This is a genomic window from Lysinibacillus sp. BS3, from assembly GCF_039614735.1.
Classification (GTDB): Bacteria; Bacillota; Bacilli; order Bacillales_A; family Planococcaceae; genus Lysinibacillus; species Lysinibacillus capsici.
The window spans coordinates 2285228-2308487 of the sequence record NZ_CP154860.1 but is presented as its reverse complement, the minus strand read 5'-3'; the positions used below and the strand labels follow the sequence as shown (position 1 = coordinate 2308487).

Here is a 23260-nt window from a genome sequence, read left to right as displayed (position 1 = left end):
TAATATTTGAAGTAAAATTCTGATTAATAGCGGGTATTAATATATTTTGTTGCCAGCTTATTTTCATTCTTGCTACAATAGGGCAATAGTCTGTTACAGGAACGGAGTAAATGATGAATATTTCAGTGATGACAGTGTCTTTTCCATTAGATGGAGAAACATTGAAAGAAGTAAAGTTATTATGTGAAGAAGCAACAGTTCAAGATTATCGAGTCTATGAAACCATTATGAATGTACCTATGGCTAGCTCTTTCGAGAATAAAGGCTTCATGGTACTAGCGTATGAGGATGATAAGGATTTACTAGTTGGTGCTGCTAGTGCTATCGACTTAATGGGACTTCATACATATGAGTGGTCATTAGTGGTGACACCTGCATATCGACAAAAGGGTATTGGAACTGCGTTAGTTGAGGGTATACAAGTAGGGCTAAAAGAAAGAGGGGCAGAGGGGCAATTAGCTGTAGTAATTGATGGTTCCCCTTATGGGCACACATTTATTGAAAACAAAGGGTTTACCTATAGTTTTTCAGAAACGACCCTAGAAACAAAAGCAGAGCCTGTTACATTACGAAGTGATATAAATATTCAAGCCTATAACGGAGAGCAAGCTGAACTGATTACTATTTATTGTGAGGCTTTTGGAGATCTACCCAAAGAATCAGAAGAGCTTATTGCTTTTAATACATCAACAAATGGAAGAGAGCTTTGGGTTGCTTACAGAGATGGTGCAGTTGTTGGCACAGTGACTACAGCTAAGGAAAATGAAATCCAGTGGGTAACAGCACTTGCTGTACATCCAAATTGTGAAGGACAAGGTATTGGGACAGCCCTTCTTTCCTTTTCAAAGGATTATGCGAGTAAGGTTGGTGCAGCGTTTGTCATGCTAGATGTAGAAGTAGACAATAAAAAAGCACTTTCTGTCTATGAAAAAGCAGGCTTTATGAAAGCACAGCAAATTGATTATTATGTAAAACAATAGAAAAAAGGGTGATGAGAGGTATTTAATATCAACTCATCGCCCTTTTTTATCATAATCACCTACTATCTTCATATAATATTAATAAGCTTTAAGAAAGGAGTCGTGATCATGCGCATGCCAGCATTGCCAAAGAAGAAGTCTCCTCCGAAGGAAGCCCCTAATTCATGGTGGAAAGTTGTGAAAGCTTATTTATCCAAAGGGAAGTTTTATAAATTACCCCCAAGAAATTAATGATGCAAAGAAAAAAGTCGCCTTTTAGCGACTTTTTAATTTTCTAATAAAAATGTCTTTTTGGATGGACCGATTAAGTATAGCTCGTGCATGGCTCGTGTAAGAGCTACATAAAGTAGCTTTCGGTCAATGGGTGTATCGTAAAATGGTGTATCGTAGGCAGCTACAATGACAGCATCAAATTCAAGTCCCTTAGCTAAGTGACTTGGCACAACAAGTAACATTTCTTGATTAATAGATTCATTTTCCGTTAGTAGTTGTGAAGCAATATCATTGTCTTTTAATGCCTGTTGCATAGTAATGGCTTCTGCAGTAGTTTTGCAAATTAAAGCGATGGATCGATGGCCATTTTGACGAATAGCTTCAAAGATCTCTTTAACTTTGAAGGCATCAAATTGCTCCGCTTGAATAAAACTTGGTACGCTACCGTGACGCACAACGGGTTCTACTAAAGGTAGCTGTTCATTCATCTGTGCTAGAATTTGATTCGCGACTTCCATAATTTCAATTGTTGTTCGATAGCTTTTTTGCAAAGTGCGGAAGCTTGCACGAGGAAATAAGCTTTGGACAGGTTCCCAGGCTGTTAATGAGCGATAGCTATGGATACCTTGTGCTAAATCACCGACCATAGTAAACATATCTGTATCAAGACCTGCTTTTAAAGCAGCAAGCTGAAATAAACTGTAATCTTGGACCTCATCGATAAAGACAACACGCATCTTCCATTCATCTGCAATGCCTTTTAAACGTGCTTGTAAATAGTATAGTGCAGCTAAATCTTCGAGTGCCCATTGTTCTTTACGATGTGCCTGCAAAAATTGTTGCTGTTCAAGGTAATGCCATTCAGGGGCGAGTTCTGCTAATAATTCTGCATCGGTGAGAAGGGTACGATAGAGTGTTTTAATATTATGTTTGGGAAAGCGACGCATATAAGCTGATGCCGTTGTCTTCGTTTCTTTTTCAATGGCAGGAATTCGTTCATCACGCTCATCAATGAATTTTGTGACAACACGTCGCCGTTTTTCATCATCTCGAATTCCATTTAAGGCTTTACCCAATGCTTCATCATACTTTTTATGGAGTGTAGCTAAAACAGCCTGTTTTTTTTGACGTACATGGCTTGCTAAGACCTTTTTAATATGTTCAAGTCGCTTTTCGATAGGCATATATGAGAATTCATATAAAAACAGCTTCTTCAGGTGGGAAGCACGCATGATACAGTATTTTTCAATATAGACATCTTCGAATTGCTCTGCGATCTTTTGTTCCAGCTTTTGTACGTAGCGTTCGATGACATCACGATAGTAAAGTGAACCTTTCATTTCAGCAATCCAGGCAGTAGGCTGACTGCCTCCAGCAACGAGCAATTCTAATTGTTCATTTGGATTTTGAAGCTTAAGCTTTAATTTAGTGGCAGAAAGAACGTAGTCTGTAAAAGTAGTTTGGCATATTTTATCGACGCCAAGCTCTGGTAAAACATCGCCTATATAATCAATAAATAACTTATTCGGTGCTAAAATCATGAGCTGCTCAGGATTAAAATGTTCACCCATTGTATAAAGGAAATAGGATATTCTGTGTAGAGCAATGGTTGTTTTTCCACTACCAGCAGCACCTTGCACAATAATTGGTTGACGAAGATGTGCTCGAATAATTTCATTTTGTTCCTTTTGAATGGTTGAAACAATTTCAGTTAGACGGACATCAGCTTTTCCAGCTAATGCTTCTTGTAGTAGTTCATCATTTGTTGTTAGATCAATATCTCGTATATCGAGTAATTCGCCATTTTCGATCTTGTATTGCCTTTTAGCAAAGAGATGTCCTTTATGAACTTCACCACGGACATCGTACTCCATGTCACCAAGACGTCCATCATAATAAACATTAGCTACGGGTGAGCGCCAGTCAACAATAATGGGCTCATGGGTTTCACGATGAAATAGTGATGTTTTCCCAATATAAAGGAATTCTTCTGGGTCACCGGTTTTTTGGAAATGGATTCTAGCGAAATAGGGCTTCTTGCGAACGGCCTCTAGACCTTCTTTTTGATTACGTGCCATTTCAAAAAATCTGGCATTTGTTAAGATATTTAAATAACTTAAACTCGAATCTAAGTAATCAAGATCGGCCATAGATTTGCGGATATTTTCTTGAGCAGATTTTAAATCTCGTTGTGATTCGTCTAATATTTGTTGCATATAGCCTTGGGTATACGCTAACCGCTCTACTTCAGCCTGAAAATCTGGATGTTGTACAGTCATTTTTTAGCACCTCCTAGGTACTTACAATTTCAAAGTAGATTATCATACTACTATATATAATATTTACCAGCAAGTGAAAGCTAAAATGTTAATTATGCAACTATTACATGGGGCTGGAAGGTTTTTCTTTGAATAATAATAGAGGAGGTTATTGAATTTGGACATATTTGCACATAGAGGTGTTTCGATAAACTATCCAGAAAATACGATGGCTGCCTTTCAAGCAGCATCAAAGCTTCCTATAGCAGGGATAGAGCTAGACGTTCATTTAACCGCAGATAAAGAGGTAGTGGTTATTCATGATGAGACCATTGATCGTACCTCCAATGGCTCAGGCTATGTAAAAGATTTTACATTACAACAATTACGTACATTTGATTTTGGCTCGTGGTTTTCACGGGAGTTCGGAGATGAAGTAATTCCTACCTTAGGGGAAGTGTTGGAGTTATTTGCAGGTACCAATCACCGTATCAATATTGAACTGAAAACAGACATTATTGCATATGAAGGAATCGAAGCGCTCGTGCTCAAAGAAGTAGCAGCACAGCAAATGACAGAGCGGGTGATCATTTCATCTTTCAATCATGAATCATTGCAAACAATATCAAAAATAGCGCCTTATATAGAAAGTGCAGCATTGTTTGCAGAGGTGCTGGTGGATTTCCCAACTTACATTGCTCTTATACCAGCTAAGGCGTTACATGTAAGTTTGCCAACTTCCTTCCGTAAATCAGTTAAACTAGCTCTCGCTGAAGGTGCAACTGTACGTGTGTATACCGTCAATGAACAACGCGATGCTCGAAGTTTACAACAGCTCGGTGTACAGGCGATATTTACAGATGATCCAGAAAAAATATTAAGAGCCCTTAGTTAGAGCAAAAGTGGACAGTTAGGAGACAAAAGCTTCCGTGGAATCATTTGCATTTTCAAAATACCCACGGAAAGCAACGTCTTCTAGAGGGTTTTTACCATTTTGCACGATGTTCCTCAATACATCCGAGCATTTGTTGAATAACCAGTGTTTCACCATTGTCGAGTAAAATAGAACCGTCGTAATAGCCAAATAGTTGATGTACCTCTGATTTAACTAGTTTGGCATTCGTTTGGGCTATACGCTCAAAAAAGGGTGAAAAGGTTAAGGAGACCTGATTAGAAAATTTTGTTTTCACTTTCCAACGCTGCATGTAATCTTCAGAATCATATTGAAATAATAAATCCTCATGTATTTTTGTCATTTTACCATCAACAAAAACAGCATTTTCAGTCATGCCTGTGCCATCTGTCCATTTACCTCCTAAATTAAGTCCGATGCGTCGTCCACGTACTCGTTGAGAGGCCATTCCCCAATTCCATAATGCTTCACGTGGCCATACACCTCGTCCATAATCCAACACAGCAAAATTCTCCTCAGCTGAGAAATTAAAACGCCGAGTACCAATTGTGACAACACCTGATGTTGGCAATATGTGATGCTTGCCTGTGAACTGAAATGTTTTGCGATTCCAAGGAATGACTACATTTAAGGTTTCGTCCGCTGGTGGGTGCTGAATGATAAGCTTTGCTCGTAAAACATCTCCGTCAAAGTTTGGTATGGAAACAGATAGATGTGTTTCATTTTGTATATATAATAAATCAATCATCATTTCACTATTTTTAAATGAAACAGATTCTAAAACCTGTGTAGGCATTTTTAGTTTACCACCAAAGGGGATTGTGATCGTTTTTTCAAAATAGCGCTGTGTTTCATATTCAAGGAAATAAACGAAGCAGACTGCTGCGTAATCTAGATGACTAATCGTAGCTGAAAACAAGATTTCATCACCGTAGACACACCAATAGTTCCATTTCTTTTTGCGCATGAGATGGCCGCTTAAATTGCTATTAATAAGTGGTTTGCGTGCAAATCCGATGGCTGCTGGATTTAAATTACCTTTTTTATCGCATAAAAGAGTTGGCTGTAAAATCTCTTTTTCAGCATGCTGCCTCACATTCAACATCCCTTCTGGTCATAAAATAAAATTGACATATCTTTAATCCTTATTGTAGCAAAAATGTTCTTGAAATTGGAAAGGAACATGCTGAATATAATGGATTTCAATAAGAATTATGAGGAAGGACCTAACTAATAGAAATGCTTAAATAGACATATGATGGCATGAGGAGGTTATGTATGGCAAAAATGTATAATAGGCAGGCTGCAGTTCAATATGCTAATTTGTGGTGGAACAGACGCAATCCTGCTTTTCCAAATTTTGATGTAGATTGCACGAACTATATATCTCAGTGTTTACTTGCAGGAGGGGCACCGATGCGAGGTGCACCAAGTAGAGAGAAAGGCTGGTGGATTCAGCAAGGGAATTGGAGCTTTAGCTGGTCTGTTGCCCATTCATTACGATGGTATTTAGAAGGTTCTACAACAGGATTGAAGGGTAGACGTGTTCAATATGCAGAGGAACTAGAGCTAGGAGATGTCATTTTTTATGATTTTCAAGGGAATGGTAGAATTGACCATTCCGTTATTGTTACAAGTATTCAAAATGGTATTCCTTATGTGAATGCCCACACCTCAGATAGTATTAATCGACCTTATTTTTATGAGGATTCCACCGCCTATACGCCAAGCATGACCTACTTTTTCTATCATATAGATGACAGCTTTGCTTAGGAACAGGTAGTTTTAAAGCATACAAATATATGATAATGTGAAAGATAGAAGAGATAAATTCTAATATGTTGTCTTATGGTAGAAGGAGAATTGATATATGAGCGAACAAATTTTATCTGTTAGAGATGCAATTATTCAACGTCGTTCCATTAAAAAGTTTAATGGCCAGCCTGTAGAGCGTGAGGATTTAATGGCTATTATTGACGATGCAGTATGGGCTCCCAATCATGGTAATCGTGAGCCGTGGCGATTAGTTGTTGCCTGTGGAAAGGAATTAACAAATCTTCATCAGCTATTACGTGACTTAACAATTCCTAAATGGCAGGAGCTTTCAAGCGAAGATTTAGCGAAGCAGATGTTGAAATTTACATTACCAGGTGGCTATGCCTTTGTTATCGTTCCAGAGGATGCGCGTCAAAAAGAACGTTTAGAAGATTATGCAGCAGCAAGTACATTTATTCAAAACATGCAGTTACTGGCATGGGATAGAGGCATAGGCTCTTGCTGGAAAACACCAGGCTTCCTAGATAATCCAAAATTCCGTGAAGCTTTAAAGGTACAGCCAGGTGAGCGTGTCATTGCTATGCTACAAGTTGGTTATTTTGATGAAGTGCCAAAAGGTAAAGAGCGCAAACAAGCAGCTGATATCGTTACGATTTTTGGTGAGTAATCAAAGTAAAAAAATCCCTTCACTTTGACAGTGAGGGGATTTTTTAATTAATCGATATTTATTTTTGTAATCCTGAAACCTCATATAAATAATCACTAAGAACACGTAAGCCTTTATCAAAGTTTTCTAAATGGAAGTGTTCATTTGGTGCATGGAAGTTTTCACTTGATAGACCGAAGCCCATTAGCACTACAGGTAAATCTAAAATTTCATCAAACGCAGCGACGATAGGGATGGATCCACCGCCACGTGTGTATGCTGTTGGTACATTATACACTTTTTCATAGGAGCGTCCAGCAGCCTGGATAAATGGATGATCGAAAGGCGTTAGGAATGGACGGCCTTTATCGAATTCAGAAATGTTGATTTCCACACCAGCAGGTTTGTGCTTTTCAACATGTGCTTTTAAAAGTGCTACAATTTCATCGGGCTCTTGATTTGGTACAAGACGACATGTGATTTTAGCGCCAGCTTCAGCGGGCAGCACTGTTTTGATACCTTCACCTGAGAAACCACCAAATACACCGTTAACCTCTAGGGTTGGGCGGGCCCAAGTACGTTCTAAATAAGAATACCCTTGTTCACCGAATAATTCTTTTACGCCAACTTCCTGTTTAACAGACTCTTCATCGAAGCCAAGCGCAAGATAAGCCTCACGTTCCTCTTCTGTTAATGGCAACACTTTGTCGTAGAAACCTTCAACTTGAATCGTACCATGCTCATCACGGAAGGATGCTAAAATTTCAGCTAATGCGTGAATAGCATTTTGTACGCCACCACCATAAAGACCGGAGTGTAAATCTCCCTTAGCTCCACGCACATCAATTTGAATGCCCGTTAAGCCCCGTAAACCATAGCATACCGCAGGCTTCCCAGGACCATAAAGACCTGTATCGGAAATTAAAATTAAATCTGCCGCTAGTTTTTCTTTATATTGTTCAACATAGGCAGGTAGATGTGGACTACCAATTTCTTCTTCACCTTCATAAATGAACTTAACATTGACAGGTAATGTCCCTGTTGTAGCAAACAATGCCTCAATCATTTTTAAGTGCATAAAGACTTGTCCTTTATCATCACTCGCACCACGAGCAAATAATTTATTGTCTCGAATTGTAGGATTAAAAGGCTCACTGTCCCATAAATTTAATGGATCAACAGGTTGAACATCATAATGACCATAAAATAAAATAGTTGGTTTACCCTCTGCATGTAGCCAGTCTGCATAAACAACAGGGTGCCCAGCTGTTTGTGTAATGGAGATATTTTCAAGATTTAGTTTTTCAAACGCACTGGCTAGCCATTCAGCTGCATGTTGAATATCCTCTTTATGCTCGGATAAAGAACTGATACTTGGAATTCGTAAAAATTCATTCAATTCATTTAAATGTGCCTCACGGTGTTCTGCAAAATAAGCATCAATTTGCTGTAAATTAGTCATTAAGCATCCCTCTTTCTAATATTTCGATAATAGAAATAGTATAGCACAATTTACTTTTAGGAATCTTAAATTGTCTTGAAAGATTACACATAGCACCTACAAAATAAACCACAAGAGCTAAATAGCAATTGTGGTTGAGTCTTTCTTGAGTGGATTATAAATTCTTCATTTTTCTGTGAAGGGTTCAGATACAACAGCCAGATCGCTTCGCACTTTTAACGGCTAGAATGGCATCATTAAATGCCCTAGCTTTCAGGCGAGTCTATTCAAAGCCTCATTAGTGAGCAGTATAACCACCATCAACAAGAAGCGTTGTACCATTAACAAAGCTTGCGTCATCGCTTGCTAAAAAGAGAACGGCTTTAGCGATTTCTTCTGGTTTACCAAGTCGACCTTGTGGGTGAAGGGATGCTAAATATTCTTTCTTCTGAGCATCGACCTCAGCTAATAGAGGAGTGTCGATATAGCCAGGACACACCGCATTTACACGAATACCCTGTTTAGCGTAAGCAGTACATAGGTTTTGTGTTAATAATTTAACGCCACCTTTTGCAGATGAGTAGGCTGTAGGGTTTGGTAAGGCAACGAAGCTATAAATTGAACCAGCGTTAACAATGACGCCACCTGTTCCTTGGGCAAGGAATTGCTCAATGGCATATTTATCCGATAGAAATACACCTGATAAATTAATATCAATTGTTCTTTTCCATTTTTCAAAAGAAAGCTCGTGTGCTGGTGCATCGTCAGCTACGCCTGCATTTGCATACATAATATCAAGTTTACCGTATTTAGTAACGGTTTCCTTTATCATGTTTTGAATGTCCGCTTCATTTGTTACGTCTGTTTTTACGAAAAGTGTATCAGAACCATTGTTATTTAATTCTTCAGAAACACTTTGTCCACGATCAGAAAAATCGGCAATAACGACTTTAGCGCCTTCTTCTACAAAGAGACGAACTGTGGCTTCACCGATACCACTAGCCCCACCTGTAACAATTGCTACTTTATCTTTTAGTTTCATATAAATGACCACCTTTAATTATTTTGCTGTTGCTCCGCCATCAATAACGAATTCTGCACCTGTTGAAAAGGAAGATTCATCAGAAGCTAAAAACAATACAGTTTGCGCTACTTCCTTTACAGAGCCTAAACGTCCTAATGGGAATAAGTTTTTGCCTAATTCATCTTTTGAGCTTCCTGTTGTTGCTGATGCATAGTCTGCCATACCTGTATCAATGTAGCCAGGATGAATGGAGTTGACACGTACGCCGTATGGAGCATACTCCATAGCAGCATCTTTTGTCATAATGCGAACAGCCCCTTTACTAGCGCCATATAATACGTGACCAGCAGCACCTGTTAAGCCTGCAATAGAGGAAGCATTAATAACAGAACCATTATGTTGTTTAGCCATAAGCGGCATAATATGTTTCATGCCTAAGAACACACCTGTCACATTGATGGACATTAAGCGGTTCCAGTCAGAAAGCTCGATTTCTGCAAGGGGTTTTATGATATAGATACCTGCATTATTGAAAAGAATATCCACTTTCTTAAATGTTTTTATTGATTCATCTGCAACCTTTTTCCAGTCTTCTTCATTACTAACATCGTGGCGGATAAATACTGCCTCACCGCCGATAGTTTGAATATCACGGACTGTATCGTTCCCAGATTGTTCATTTATATCAGTAATAACTATTTTTGCTCCCTCTTTAGCAAATAATAGTGCAGTTTCTTTCCCGATTCCTGTACCTCCACCTGTAATAATGGCCACTTTGTTTTCTAATCTCATTTCAAGCACGCACCTTTCATTATTTCTGGTTATATGGTTGCCTTAGGATTCAAAAGTATTCGCATTGTTTAGCGATACCTTCATCTTACTCCTTTCAATTTGAAATACTATCCTATAAGATGCTGTATAATATAGTGAGTGAATATCCTCCATTTATAGGGGTATTTTTAGTGTGAAGGAGAAGAATTTCCTATGACGCATCCATTTCAATCAATTGAAGAAGTAACACTTCAAGAGTTTGTGTTGTTTATTAAAATCCATCATCAGCAAATTGAAGAGAATACAATTATTTACCTTAATCTAGAACCTTCTATAACTGGGGCAGATCGAAAAAGAACAGCAATGCTATTAGATTCATTTTTGCGTTTAATGACACATGCAAATATCGATGAATTAAATAATGATGAGAAGTATTTTTTCAACACATGGCTTCAATCACAGTTGTCCATTATTGATAGGAAGAGCTTTAATTTATTTCAATTAATATTTGAGAAATCGTTGATTACTTTTATGATTCAACAGAAGAGTAGTCGAACGAACGCCATCTTCATGTATGTATTATCGACATTTACGTTTCTTGTAGAGCTTTATTATGACTGTGAGGGAGATAACCAAACTAGTAACATAGCTAGCGAAAATCAGAAAATTAGGCACTTACAATTATTAGATAGGCTTGATAAATTGCTTATTAGTTCCTCAGGTTATCAGGATTTAGCGCTGATTTTAAAAAAATGTGAAGAGTATTTTAGTTATAAAAGATGTGTATTTTACGCATATGTCCCATGGTCCAATCAATTTTATGGAGTTATTGGCGCAGAGCTGCCTAAGGTGCAAAGCATGAAAGGGGAGTTGACTGGGGAAAACACGATACTTAGTTCAAGAAAGCCCATTTATTTAAAAAATCCTAAAAATTACGTGAAAGAAGAGCATATCCAATTATTTAATTTATCCTCGATTATTTTTATTCCCATTTTGCGTCAAGAGCAATTATTTGGATGGCTAACATTTGATCAGCTAGGGGAGGAGTTTGATTGTACAAAGGAAGAATTAACACTCCTTGAGGAAGTAGGGAAGCGTTTAGGTTTATTTTTATCTCGTAAGGGGGAGAAGGTAGAGAAGAATACAGTGCTTCATTTAACTGAAAGGGAATCGATGATACTTGGCCTGCTTGCCGAAGGATATGATAATAAAAAAATTGCTGGTTTATTATTTTTAAGTGAGCATACTGTCAGGGATTATGTAAGCAGTCTTATGACAAAGCTCAAAGCAAAGAATCGAACACAGGTCGTTGCCTCAGCCTTTCGTCTAGGGCTGCTAAGCTAACACACCAATGCACTTCTATTAGGAGTGCATTTTGTGTTTCTTCAAATGACAATAAATTACTAATTAATATTCTGATAATAAATACTATTAAAAATATAGTTTAAATAATAGGTAACTATTGTCATCAAAAGCTTTTTTGGAGGGAAAGCAGTATAGTAGTAAAACAATTTTTACGAATATTACAAGTGAAAGCGATTAAGCTTACACGATTGTAATGAAATTGAAAGCCAATGCGATAGAGTGTAATACATTATTTTGCGAGAATGTGTATAGAAGCAAGAACAAGAAGCGGAGGCATACACAATGAATGAAAAATTAGAAGGCGTATACGAGGAATACAATCGTTATATATATCATTTATGTTTAAAACTAACTCGCAATAATATAGAAGCTGAAGATTTAATGCAAGAAGTTTGGGTTAAGGTTGTACGCTATGAAGATAGCGTGGCTGAAGTAGAGCATATTAAAGCTTGGCTGACAACTATTACAATGAATACATTTAGAGATCGCTATCGTAAAAAAGTACGACGTAGCAAATATATGATGAACCAACCTGAAACATTAGACGTGCCGATTCTAGATTTGGTTCCCAATAACGATATTTCTACAGAAGAAAAAATTGAAAAGGACATTGTAACAAAACTAGTCCAGGATAAAATGGAGCAATTAGATGCTATTTATAGAAAGACTTTATGGTATTTCTACATAGACCAATACTCACTTGCAGAAATCTCTACAATTATGAAAGTTTCCATTGGTACTGTGAAATCTCGTTTATTCCGTGCAAAGGCTCGATTAAAAGAAATGCTCATGTCAGATACAGCTATTGTGGAATCTGTGCTACCAGCGTAATAAAGCAGATTGGTCGCACATCACAGTACTTAGACGGAAGTATTTGGTCGACTAATCAAAAAAGATGCATTCGCAAACAGTTGCAAATGCATCTTTTTATTGTGCTTTAATCTGGTCGATTTGTCTCCACATCCAATAAACATTTAGAGAAAATAGTTCGTAAGGTTTGCAGTTCCTCCGCTGTTAGCATACCAAACATATTATTAATGATTTCGCTCACTTGTTGACGAGATTCTTTTAATATGTTTTCACCGTCAGCCGTAATGACTAGTTGAGAAGCACGGCGGTCTGTGGCATGCTGTGTTTTTTCAATAAAGCCACCATTTATCAGCTTGGTTGTTAAAACAGTGACACCACCAGTAGTTACTTTTAACCGCTCAGCAATAGCAGAAGGGCGTTTTGGGCCCTCCTGCGATAAGTAGTCTAAAATTAAAATATGGGATTTTGAAAAGCCGAGTACATTATGATTATTCCACTCGTTTGCCCACTTACGCTCAATAGATGAAACGACTTCAAACAACGAGGTAATGGCTTTTTGTTTTTCTTGGTCCATAGAAGGTCATCTCCAAAACTGTTTTAACTTTCTTGTGCCAATCTTGTCATCGCATTTAATTCGTAAGCACGTACTTTACGTGGGATAAAACGACGGATGTCCATCTCATTGTAACCAACTTGAATACGTTTTTCATCTATTATAATAGGGCTACGCAACATTCTTGGGTGTGCCTGAATGATAGCAAATAGCTCTTGAATAGAAAGTTGGTCGATGTCGATATTTAAGTTTTTAAAGTCATTTGAGTTTGTTGCAATGATTTCATCTGTGCCATCTTCAGTCATACTTAGAATTTCTTTGAATTCTGCAAGTGTAAGTGGATGAGATGTAATACGTTTTTCTTTATATTCTATGTTGTGATCTTTTAACCATTTAAGTGCTTTTCTGGATGAAGAACAGCTCGCTTGTGAGTAAATTGTAACTGTCATTCTTCATTCCTCGCTTTCTTTTTTAGATTATATTTTACAAATAGCTTATTAGTAAGTTAATAGTTTACATATATATCTTACTAGTAAGCTATATATAAATCAATAGTTAATTGAAAAAATTTCTCAATCGAATTATTATTTTTTCAGTTATATTAAAATATACGAAGATAAGCGTAAAAAGTTTCGTTTATTCAGCTTACAATGATGTAAGTTATGTTAACTCTATAGAAAATGTCTTTTTAAGCTATAAAATCCATGTTGAATTAATAGGAACTACTAGAATTCTAAGTTGTCTCGTAGGAGAGAGTTAGTTGGAAGTAGGGGTAAAATTGTTAGTCCACTGATTATAGTATGTTTAAATGAGGCTATTTATACATAGAAGTTAAAAAAATTTAAAAGAGCAGCCCCATAACATGTTGGAGCTGCCCTTGAAATAATTAGTCTTGGCCTTGTTGTCCAGAAGTAAACCAATCTTGAACATTCCAGACTTTTGTTACGAGTCCTTCATAGAAATCAGGTTCGTGACTTACTAGCACAATGGTACCTTTAAATTCTTTCATGGCACGTTTTAATTCATTTTTTGCATCTACATCTAAATGGTTTGTCGGTTCATCGAAGAGAAGCCAGTTAGCTTCCTCCATCATTAATTTACATAAACGCACTTTAGCTTGCTCGCCACCAGATAAAGAATTAAGCGGACGTGTAATATGGTCAGTTTTTAGGCCAGCTCTTGCTAAAGCTGCACGTACTTGGGCTTGTTCCATAGAAGGGAATGCATTCCAAACATCATCAATTGGCGTGATTTTCTCAGCTTTTACTTCCTGTTCAAAATAGGAAGGATATAGGTAGTCACCACGGACTACTTTCCCACCAAGCGCATTAATTTTACCTAACATTGTTTTTAATAATGTGGATTTACCAACACCATTCATACCGACTAAAGCAATTTTTTCTCCTCGTTCAATCGCAAAAGAAAGTGGAGGAAGTAATGGCTTGTCTTTATCGTAACCAATCACTAAGTTCTCAGCCTCTACAACATAGCGGCTAGACGAACGGGCTTCTTTAAAACCGAATTCTGGTTTTACAGCTGTTTCTGGGCGATCAATTCGCTCTAAACGATCAAGTTGCTTAGCGCGTGATTTTGCACGACCAGTAGTGGAGTAACGAGCCTTGTTTTTGGCTATAAAATCTTCTTGCTTCTTGATGAACTCCTGTTGCTTTTCATAGGCTTCAATATGCTGACGTTTATTGATTTCAGCAAGTTCAAGGAATTTTTCGTATGTTGCAGTATAACGAGTTAATTTAGAAAATTCCAATTGGAAGATGACATCCACTGTTTCGTTCATAAATTCTGTATCATGTGAGATTAGAAGGAAAGCATATGGATAGTTCTTTAAATAAATTTTCAACCAAGTAATATGTTCCTCATCAAGATAGTTCGTCGGCTCATCTAATAAAAGTACTTTTGGCTTTTCTAATAAAAGCTTAGCGAGTAGTACTTTTGTGCGTTGTCCACCAGAAAGAGCAGCTACATCACGTTCTAAGCCAATGGCATCCAAGCCAAGTCCACGTGCCACCTCTTCAATTTTCATATCTAATGAATAAAAATCTCCTGCATCTAATGCATCCTGCACTTCTGCCATTTGTTCTAAAAGTACTTCTAATTCTTCAGGCGTTGCGTCTGCCATCTTGCCTGTAATTTCATTCAGTTCTTCTTCTTTTTTATATAATGGTAAAAAGGCATCGCGTAACACTTCACGCATTGTTCTACCAGCCGTTAGTACGGTATGCTGGTCTAGATAACCATAGTGTGTACCAGGCAGCCACTCAACTTTTCCTGTATCGTGGATCGTTTGACCTGTAATGATGCCCATTAATGTAGACTTACCGACACCATTAGCCCCTACAAGTCCAATATGATCACCTTCCACTAAGCGAAACGATACATCTTTAAAGAGTGTACGATCACCGAAAGAATGACCTAAATTATCTACTGTTAATATTGCCATATCTGTTCCTCCAACTATCTTTCTTGTTTACATTTTATAGTTCTGCAAGCTGCTTGTTAAGTTTTGCTAATTGAGCTTCCATATTCGCAAGACGTTGCTCTGCCTTAGCTACCTGATCGTTGTGTCCAGTAGACTCCAACTTTTCTATATCACCTTGTAAATTCATATAGTCCATTTTTAACTCTCTAATTTGGTATTCAATATCACTTTTTGTTGGCATGAAGACTACTCCTTTTGAGAATATTTTTATAGTGAATGCGTGTAAAAGCGATGGAGGTTTTAAGAATCCCCCACCGCTTATTCTTTAAAATCAATCGGGTACTTGTTGAATTTATTTATGTCCCAACTACTGTAAGAGCTGTTGGAGTGAAAAATTCTTATATATTGTATCATAATCATCTTCGAAGTAGCACTAAGTAGAAGCGATATTATGACGATCGTAAGCAAAATCTAAGAGTAAAGCTTGAAGTGTTTCATTATTACCAGCAAGATTGAGTTGTCGCTGTTTTCTCACTGCTCGTTCACTGCGAGCTTCGTGTAAAAGAAATTCCATGACAGCATTTTGGATTTGTGATTGCTTCATTTTACGACCAAGTCCTAGATGGATAAAGCCATTATGCTCACGAGGAAAAGCATGTAAAAGCTCAGCTTCAGTTTGCGCAAGTGTAATGCATGGCACGCCATAAGAGGCAATTTTATAAGGTGTATAGTTAGCATTACAAATAATGACATCTGCTTTAGGTAGTAGTTTGAGGAGTGCATCTTTATCTCGAAGAATAGCAGTATTGCGACGACTAAGTACCATCATTTGCAAGTCATCCGTTGCATGGCGATAGCTGTCGTCAATCATAACTGTAATTTGTAGTGGTATTTGTAGCTGAGTTAGGTGTCGAAGTGTTCGATACGTTAAATTATGCTCGTCCCCATCCTCGAAAGCAACAACGATATGAGGCGGATTTTCAGGTGTTTTACTATCAGGTATATTATCGAAATGCTGATATGCATCTGGCAAGGCAAAAACAAAGCTTCCACCAATATAATGCGCTGGTAAATAATCTTTCACTTCTTGATAGAGTGCTAGTAGTACACAATCACAGGCTTGGCCACCTTCACCAAAATCATCAAAATGAATAATTGTTTTGCAGAAAGGTCGTAATTCCTCTACTTGCCAGCCTTCAGAATTTCGCCCATCTCTAACAATTAAATCAGGTTGAAGTCCTTTGATTTGCTTAGGTAATTCGTTAAAGTGATCAAATAGAATAGGAGTAACTCCTTCATTCATTAAAATTTGGATTCCGTCATTTGAAGGAGTCTTTACAAAGATAAAAACCTTCTCATTCGAAAGTAGTTTAGCTAATGTTGAAACCCGTTCAAAAGGATACAGCCCTTTATCAATACAGCTTTCAATAATGAAAACAATCGTTTTTTTTGGTTCAATTGCGTGTGTTTCGTTTTGCAAATGTATCCCATCCTTTCCTCTGTCTCTTTAAATTATGGCGAAGAAAGAGCAAGTATGTGTAAAATTTAGGATTTGATCATGAATGTCTCTAGCGGTATCTTCTAAAATAGCTATCTTTAATCAGTTTTAATCATCAAAAAAATGGTCGATATATATAGAAAGGCGAATTGTAGGAATATACATAACAATTGGAAGGTCTTTATCTTGGTTCGAAAAATCCCTCTACAAATGGAGATGATGGGATGTTTTGTTTAACTCCGATGTGTCAAGATAAGCGTAATTGATATACTATCAATAAGTAGAAGGACGGGAGAAAAAATGAGTATGCGTGCAGCGATTGTTGTAGGGGCGACTGGTTTAACCGGCTCCGCTCTAGTTGAACAATTATGTGAACATGATGAGTATATTTCAGTAACAGTTATTGCACGAAGAAAGCTAACTTATACGCATCCAAAGTTAGAAGTGAAAATTCGTGATTTTGATAGAATAGAAGAAAACGATATAGGATTTGCTCATGAATTGTATTGTTGCTTAGGCACAACCATTAAAAAGGCAGGCTCTCGTGAAATGTTTGAAAAGGTAGATTTTGAATACCCGTTAGCAATTGCCTCTTTAGCAAAAAAACGGGGAATCCCTCATTTTCTTGTGATTACTGCAATGGGAGCTAATGAAAATTCTCCATTTTACTATAATCGAGTTAAAGGTAAACTTGAGCGTGATTTAGAGGAACTAGGCTTACAAAGGCTTTCCATTATTCGCCCATCACTCTTAGTAGGGAACCGTGATGAATTTCGATTAGGAGAAAAGGCAGGAGAAAAATTATTAAAGCTTGCACAGCCTTTATTAATTGGACCTTTAAAACGTTCTAGAGCAATTGAAGCCACACAAGTGGCAAAGGCTATGATTATCATTGCCCTATATGGTAAACAACAGCCAGTCACTATTTATCCATCAGATGAGTTAGCAACATTAGAGTATCCGGAAGTACCAGAAGAGGACATTTCAAGAGAGATATTATTTAATTGGGATAAGCTGAATGAAGGCGAGAAAGTTAATCGTGAGGTTGTCATTAATCGAGATAAATATAAGCTTGAGGAAACGGTCATTGATAAGGAAGTCCATTTCCGACAACGTGATCAGGATAATTAATTTAGGGATTAAATTTGTCGTTCCGTCTAAAGACTGAATTTATATCAATTGTCATGACAATCCTTTCCGAGCCACTTTTCATTTGTTACAATATTATTGTAGAAGATGAATGTGGAGGCAAAGTAAAGATGAAAATTTTACTCGTAGATGGCACGATGTTTGGTCGTAAAACTGGTGCTATTTTAGAGCAAGTAGAGCAATATATTAAAGAATTAGATGCTAGTTTCGAGTTAGAAATGATGCATTTTAGTCAATATAAGCATCAAATTGTGGATGGTTCTCCATTAAATGATGATATGAAAAAACTGATTCAACAATTTGAGGAGGCAGACGCTTACATTATTGCAACGCCTATTTTCCAAGCGTCTATTCCAGGCGTTTTGAAAAATGCCTTTGACTTCTTACACCCTAAAACAATGCGCTATAAGCCCGTATCCATTGTTGCAAATGGAGGCACATATCAGCATCACCTTGTAGTCGAAAATCAGCTAAAACCTATTTTAGACTACTTCCGAGCGCTTGTTACGCCAAACTATGTGTATACACATACATCACATTTCGATGCAAATAATACTATTGTAGATGCAGACGTTCATAGTCGTTTACGTGAATTAGCTCGTGTATTTGTTCAATACTGTGAAATGAGCAAGAACTTGCCCAAAGAAACAATTGACCAACATTAAGATAGCCCTTGTACGGTGGTAAGAAATCACTGTGCAGGGGATTTTTCTTTGTAAGTATTGTTTTAGTATGTGATAAAATAAAACTTTAGTGACTCAGGAAGGAGGGCTGCTCATGCAGGACATCGCTTTACTAGAAAAACAACGCTGTAATCTTATTTTGACCAATAAGGCGAAGGAAGCGGTAGAGGAATGCTCAGCAAACGAGCATGCCTTTTTTGCGTTACAAAGATCTTTTACTGTCTATATTGAAAAACGAAAAGCAAAAACAGTTGGTGAAACCTTTTTATCCATCTATTTTAATGCGGAGGACAATGAAAAATTAAGCGATATTCTTACTGAGAAAACGGTTATTATGGATTGTGTGCTAAAGGTGGAAGGATTGCTGGCAACCAATATTCGATTTGTCCATATGCGTGGACCTATTAACACAAATCGTCGCTTAGCAGCCGCATTACAATTTGTGACGAAGCCTAATAATGGAGCAGGTATTCCACTTGAGCTTCACACCAAAATAAGACAGCTACCGATTGCAGAGGAACGTACAGAGTATGTAAAAAAACGTATAGCCAGCTGGGAAGGCTATTTAAAAATACAAGAACGAGATGCAACCATTGATGATATTCATACAGAATTTAAGCAAAGCTATTTCAATGAAGATTTTACACGCTTAACCATTGTATGTCCCTACATAAAGAGTAAAGAATGGAAAAAGCTAGAGGGGTTAAGTGTTAGCATACAAGGAATTCGAGGCGAGATAGGACAGGTTATTAAGGCTAATGCAGGAAAGCAAACGGTAGAAATTGATGTAAAGCCTTTTATACAGGATTTGGCTCGCAAGGACCAGCTGAATCTTCGTTCCAAACAAGCGAGCTTTAGTAATTTTGCAACATTAAGCCAAATTCGACGACTACGTAATGGTTTTACAAAGCTAGAAAAGGGTGAGGCAGTAAACCCTAATTTAGAAACCATACTGTTTGAGCGGCGTCCTGTAGTTCGGGCATCTAAGCTACGCGAAGATATTGAGTTTCATAATAATTTAAATGAATATCAACGACGAGCCGTTTTAGGTGCACTATCTGTTGAGGATTTGTATGTCATTCAGGGTCCACCTGGTACGGGGAAAACAACTGTCATTTCAGAGATTTGTCAGCAAAATGTTAAAGCAGGCTTAAAAACACTTGTTGCCTCACAGTCTAATTTAGCTGTAGATAATGCATTAGGACGCTTACTGTCCAATCAAGAAATTCGAATTTTACGCTATGGTAGAACGGAAAGTATTGAGGAAGAGGGTAAAAAATTCATAGAGGAAAATGTTGCGCTTCAATGGCGTGAGCAGACACTTGCTGCGATTGAAGAAGCAATTACAATATTTCCAGAACTTCAGCAAGAGCTAGAAGCAAACCTTGTAAAAGCAAAAGATGAGCTAGAGAAATTAGAGCAATGGCTAGAGCAATTAACACAGGAAATTGCTGCAAAAGAGCAGGCAGCTATGGAAGAACCCATTTTACAGCAAGAGATTCAAGCATTAAAAAAAGAATTGAAGGCTGTTAAAACAGAGCAACAAACATGTGAGACTCAAAAAGAGCATTATGAAAAACAGCTCGCACAAATTGAGCCAATTGTACAGCAGCTTGAACAGACACTTGCTGATTACCCTTCAGTCGAGCAACTACAGCGTACGATTGAGGAAACTACTGAAAAAGTGAAACATCTAGAGGCTGCTGCTCAATATAAAGAACTACAAGAACAAAAGCACCAGTTAACACAGCAATTTGAAGAGATACAGCAGAAATATGAAATCGAAAGTAATCGTCTAGTAATCATGAAGGAAGCGCAAAAATATATATACACCTTAACCTCATTTGAGCTTATTCAGCGTTTTTTACAACATTATCAAATTCGCCCTTCTCATGTACTTTCGCAACAAATAGGTCGCTTGCAGCATTTAGAGGATGCGAAAGATTTAGAGGCATGGTCAACGATTAATGCTCGTTTACAAAAGGCAATTGTGAAGCTAGAGGCTTTGGTTACGCATGAAGTCAAGGAGCGTGCCCTTGCTAAAAGTAGACTACAACCAGTACAATCGTTTTCTTTGCAAAACCTTACTGGTGTATTTGCACAATTAAACACGGCTTTTCAAGATGGTCAAGCACCAGCAAGTGATGTTATTGAAAGTTATTTGCTCGGGCTATATATGCGTCGTGATTTTGTTTGGCAAAAGGGAATAGCACTAAAGCAACAGCAAGAGCATAAAGATCAGGAATACGAAACTTTTCGTAAAAATCTAGTAACTTTAATTCATCAGGAGTGTGCAATAACTAGCTTCGATGTGCAAAGTTACCAGCGGCAGCTCCAACCATTTATACAGCATACTGAGCGGTTACAACAATTAGCAAACGCCTTTCAAATTACTGAAGAACCAGAAGAATCTGTAGAATATTTAAAAATTCTTGCCTCACAAGCTAGAGAGTCTCTTCTACAAGCAAAGCAGCAACTGGAGGCAGTGGAACAGGCTAAAGTACAACTCATTCCTAAACAAGCCTCTTTACAGACTGTCCAAACAAACTTGCAGGAAGTAGAACAGCAGCTAACGCTTATAGAAGAACAAATAAAAGATATTAATATAGCAGGATTGAAGAAAGAAAAGCAACTAGCTACCTATACAAAGCTCTTACAATCTATGCCAGAACGAACGGCTGAAGAGGTGAAAGAAGCTATTCAAACTGCAAAGCAAGCAATCGAAGCATTCCAACGTCAGGAAAAACAGCTACCTCTTCACAAAAAACTACAAGAACAATGGCGTGAAAAATTACAAAACGCAACAGAATATGATTTAGATGAAATTCGAAAATTGTATGTGCGTCATGCGAACGTTATTGGTACAACATGCGTAGCTTCTGCCAGTAAGGAGTTTATGGAAAATTATCCGACCTTTGATGTGGTTATTATTGATGAAGTTTCAAAGGCAACACCACCAGAATTGCTCTTACCAATGCTAAAGGGGAAGAAAGTTATTTTAGTAGGTGATCATCATCAGCTACCACCATTACTTGGGGATGATACGCTGGAGGAAACATTAAAGGCAATGCTAGAAGAAAATCCAAACTTTGAAGGCGCACAGGAATTAAAAAATCTGTTGCGTGAATCATTATTTGAGCGTTTATTTAATAATTTGCCACCAACACATAAGCAAATGCTAGCATTGCAATACCGCATGCATGAGAAAATCATGCAAAGTATCACACCGTTTTATGCGGAAGAAGAAAATGGCTTGCAATGTGGTTTACCAGATTCGGATGCAGCAAGAGATCATGGCTTAGAAGGGCAGTTTATAAAACGTGATGACCATTTACTGTGGATTGATATTCCAACAGAAAAACCTTATTTAGAGGAGCAAGTAAAAGGGGGAACGAGTCGTTTTAATGAAGGAGAATTGCTCACAATTAGACGTATTTTACTAGATCTCAATGAAGCTGTGAAGGCAGCAAAAGAAGCAGGCCGTATGCCGCAGGATGCTCAAAAAAGCGTTGGTGTCATCAGTTTCTATGGTGAGCAGGTAAAGAAAATTAATCGCCTTCTTCAGCAAGAATTACAGCTACCACATCTGCAATTTAGAACAGGGACTGTTGATAAATTCCAAGGGATGGAAATGGATGTCATTTTAGTGAGCATGGTTCGTAATACACCTAAAGGCGGGGATATTGGCTTTGCCAGAGATTATCGTCGATTAAATGTCGCGCTATCTCGTGCCCGTGAGTTACTACTGCTTGTTGGAAGTGCAGAAATGTTTGCAAAACGTGCAAAACATCAAGAGACAAGAGAGATGTATGCGAATTTGTTAAAAACAGTAAAATCCTACGATGGCTTACGTAATCATGAAGGATTGGTGATATAGATTGTCAAAATTACAACAACGACTAATGCGTGAGCTTCAGCAGAATCGTAATATTAAGATTGTCAAAACGGCTGAATGGTGTATTCCCATTCGAACAGTTGATGTGACCTATGAGCCTGTTCGTCGTTCAACAATGGATGTCTTAATGACAATGCTTCTGCTTAGTATTCAAGAGGCGGATTTTAGCAACGCACAGGAATTGAGCGAGTTATTGCTTGTAGACCCGTTATTTATTGAAGACTTGGTTTCTTTAATGATTCGAGTAAACCTTGTGAGGAATGAAGATGATTTCTATAGGCTAACTGAAAAAGGACAGAGGCAGCTAGAAAGAGGTATTTTTGAAGAAGAACTAGAGAAAGAAACCTCCACGCTTTACTTTAGTCCTTGCCATCAATCGTTTCTCACAGTCGATACGAATAATGATGAATATGATGAATTGCCAGAGCTTTATCGTTATATTGACAAAGAGGCAGAACAACAGGAACAATTTGAGGAGTCCATGGTGATTGCAGCTTTACAGGAAGCGGATGAAGAAGAGGAAGGTAGCTCTCAGAAAGTCATCGCAAAAATTGTTCAAACAGAAGCTCAACAAATTAATGATAGCCCATGTTTAGAGTTTGTTCTTTATGATAAGGAACAGGATATAGTATTTGTACGAGTATGGAATACATTACTCAATCAATGGGATCATCATTTAGAGCAACAGCTTACAGACAAAGAACAATTAACATGGCGTGAGCAATATTTATCTTGATTCAATAGGATTTCAATTGCTAGAAAAAACGAACGTAAATCGCGTTCGTTTTTTTTGTTTTACATTATAAATTTACAGAGTTAGGTGATAATCGAAAAATTTTTTCGATAAA

20 protein-coding genes are annotated in these 23260 nt (G+C 37.6%); 10 read left to right on the top strand and 10 right to left on the bottom strand.

The features are described from left to right. The first annotated feature begins 110 nt into the window (after positions 1-110). A complete protein-coding gene (locus tag AAJG31_RS11430; protein ID WP_279493769.1) occupies positions 111-980 on the top strand; it encodes a GNAT family N-acetyltransferase in 870 nt (289 codons plus the stop codon). A 266-nt stretch (positions 981-1246) separates the two neighbouring features. On the opposite strand, the gene helD is transcribed toward AAJG31_RS11430, so the two are convergent. Beyond that, positions 1247-3472, bottom strand: coding sequence for an RNA polymerase recycling motor HelD (gene helD, locus AAJG31_RS11425; protein ID WP_279493770.1), 2226 nt, complete (start codon positions 3470-3472; stop codon positions 1247-1249). Between the two features lie 157 nt (positions 3473-3629). On the opposite strand from helD, the gene AAJG31_RS11420 reads away from it, so the two are divergent. Then, entirely contained in the window at positions 3630-4346 is a 717-nt protein-coding gene (locus AAJG31_RS11420; RefSeq protein WP_115674303.1) for a glycerophosphodiester phosphodiesterase, read from the top strand. Between the two features lie 91 nt (positions 4347-4437). On the opposite strand, the gene AAJG31_RS11415 is transcribed toward AAJG31_RS11420, so the two are convergent. Then, the gene (locus AAJG31_RS11415) at positions 4438-5460 is read right to left on the bottom strand and encodes a DUF2804 domain-containing protein (RefSeq protein ID WP_054549082.1); all 1023 of its coding nucleotides are present in this window, start codon (positions 5458-5460) and stop codon (positions 4438-4440) included. A gap of 182 nt (positions 5461-5642) precedes the next feature. Here AAJG31_RS11415 and AAJG31_RS11410 point away from each other — a divergent pair, with 182 nt between their 5' ends. Continuing rightward, positions 5643-6137 carry an amidase domain-containing protein gene (locus tag AAJG31_RS11410; protein ID WP_004229655.1) on the top strand — a complete coding sequence of 165 codons (495 nt, stop codon included), beginning with the start codon at positions 5643-5645 and terminating at the stop codon, positions 6135-6137. A gap of 97 nt (positions 6138-6234) precedes the next feature. Next, positions 6235-6807, top strand: coding sequence for a nitroreductase (locus AAJG31_RS11405; protein ID WP_048393315.1), 573 nt, complete (start codon positions 6235-6237; stop codon positions 6805-6807). A 58-nt stretch (positions 6808-6865) separates the two neighbouring features. Here AAJG31_RS11405 and AAJG31_RS11400 read toward each other — a convergent pair whose 3' ends face one another. The 3 genes from AAJG31_RS11400 to AAJG31_RS11390 form a co-directional block, all read right to left on the bottom strand. Beyond that, entirely contained in the window at positions 6866-8248 is a 1383-nt protein-coding gene (locus AAJG31_RS11400) for a dipeptidase (protein WP_054549083.1), read from the bottom strand. Between the two features lie 277 nt (positions 8249-8525). After that, positions 8526-9269, bottom strand: coding sequence for a glucose 1-dehydrogenase (locus AAJG31_RS11395; RefSeq protein ID WP_279493772.1), 744 nt, complete (start codon positions 9267-9269; stop codon positions 8526-8528). Between the two features lie 18 nt (positions 9270-9287). Beyond that, a complete protein-coding gene (locus AAJG31_RS11390; RefSeq protein ID WP_048393320.1) occupies positions 9288-10043 on the bottom strand; it encodes a glucose 1-dehydrogenase in 756 nt (251 codons plus the stop codon). A 192-nt stretch (positions 10044-10235) separates the two neighbouring features. On the opposite strand from AAJG31_RS11390, the gene AAJG31_RS11385 reads away from it, so the two are divergent. After that, the gene (locus AAJG31_RS11385; protein WP_279493774.1) at positions 10236-11366 is read left to right on the top strand and encodes a LuxR C-terminal-related transcriptional regulator; all 1131 of its coding nucleotides are present in this window, start codon (positions 10236-10238) and stop codon (positions 11364-11366) included. A 303-nt stretch (positions 11367-11669) separates the two neighbouring features. Continuing rightward, entirely contained in the window at positions 11670-12218 is a 549-nt protein-coding gene (locus tag AAJG31_RS11380; protein WP_036078118.1) for an RNA polymerase sigma factor, read from the top strand. Positions 12219-12324: 106 nt separating this feature from the next. Here the strand turns inward: AAJG31_RS11380 and AAJG31_RS11375 are convergent, their stop codons facing one another. The 5 genes from AAJG31_RS11375 to AAJG31_RS11355 form a co-directional block, all read right to left on the bottom strand. Continuing rightward, the gene (locus AAJG31_RS11375; protein WP_009371643.1) at positions 12325-12771 is read right to left on the bottom strand and encodes a MarR family transcriptional regulator; all 447 of its coding nucleotides are present in this window, start codon (positions 12769-12771) and stop codon (positions 12325-12327) included. 23 nt (positions 12772-12794) lie between these two features. Next, a complete protein-coding gene (gene spx, locus AAJG31_RS11370; protein ID WP_004225558.1) occupies positions 12795-13199 on the bottom strand; it encodes a transcriptional regulator Spx in 405 nt (134 codons plus the stop codon). A gap of 437 nt (positions 13200-13636) precedes the next feature. Then, positions 13637-15208 carry an ABC-F family ATP-binding cassette domain-containing protein gene (locus tag AAJG31_RS11365; RefSeq protein ID WP_048393326.1) on the bottom strand — a complete coding sequence of 524 codons (1572 nt, stop codon included), beginning with the start codon at positions 15206-15208 and terminating at the stop codon, positions 13637-13639. Positions 15209-15242: 34 nt separating this feature from the next. Further along, positions 15243-15428 (bottom strand): SE1832 family protein, encoded by a 186-nt coding sequence (locus AAJG31_RS11360; RefSeq protein WP_279493775.1) that lies wholly within the window; start codon positions 15426-15428, stop codon positions 15243-15245. Positions 15429-15620: 192 nt separating this feature from the next. Continuing rightward, on the bottom strand, positions 15621-16667 hold the full coding sequence (locus AAJG31_RS11355) for a hypothetical protein (protein ID WP_054549087.1): 1047 nt from the start codon (positions 16665-16667) through the stop codon (positions 15621-15623). 318 nt (positions 16668-16985) lie between these two features. On the opposite strand from AAJG31_RS11355, the gene AAJG31_RS11350 reads away from it, so the two are divergent. From AAJG31_RS11350 to AAJG31_RS11335, 4 genes are all read left to right on the top strand, one after another. Continuing rightward, positions 16986-17816 carry an oxidoreductase gene (locus AAJG31_RS11350; RefSeq protein ID WP_048393330.1) on the top strand — a complete coding sequence of 277 codons (831 nt, stop codon included), beginning with the start codon at positions 16986-16988 and terminating at the stop codon, positions 17814-17816. Between the two features lie 128 nt (positions 17817-17944). Next, the gene (locus tag AAJG31_RS11345; protein ID WP_279493777.1) at positions 17945-18499 is read left to right on the top strand and encodes an NAD(P)H-dependent oxidoreductase; all 555 of its coding nucleotides are present in this window, start codon (positions 17945-17947) and stop codon (positions 18497-18499) included. A gap of 112 nt (positions 18500-18611) precedes the next feature. Next, positions 18612-22394 (top strand): AAA domain-containing protein, encoded by a 3783-nt coding sequence (locus AAJG31_RS11340; protein ID WP_279493778.1) that lies wholly within the window; start codon positions 18612-18614, stop codon positions 22392-22394. 1 nt (position 22395) lies between these two features. Beyond that, a complete protein-coding gene (locus AAJG31_RS11335) occupies positions 22396-23148 on the top strand; it encodes a hypothetical protein (RefSeq protein ID WP_279493779.1) in 753 nt (250 codons plus the stop codon). Positions 23149-23260: the final 112 nt, after the last annotated feature.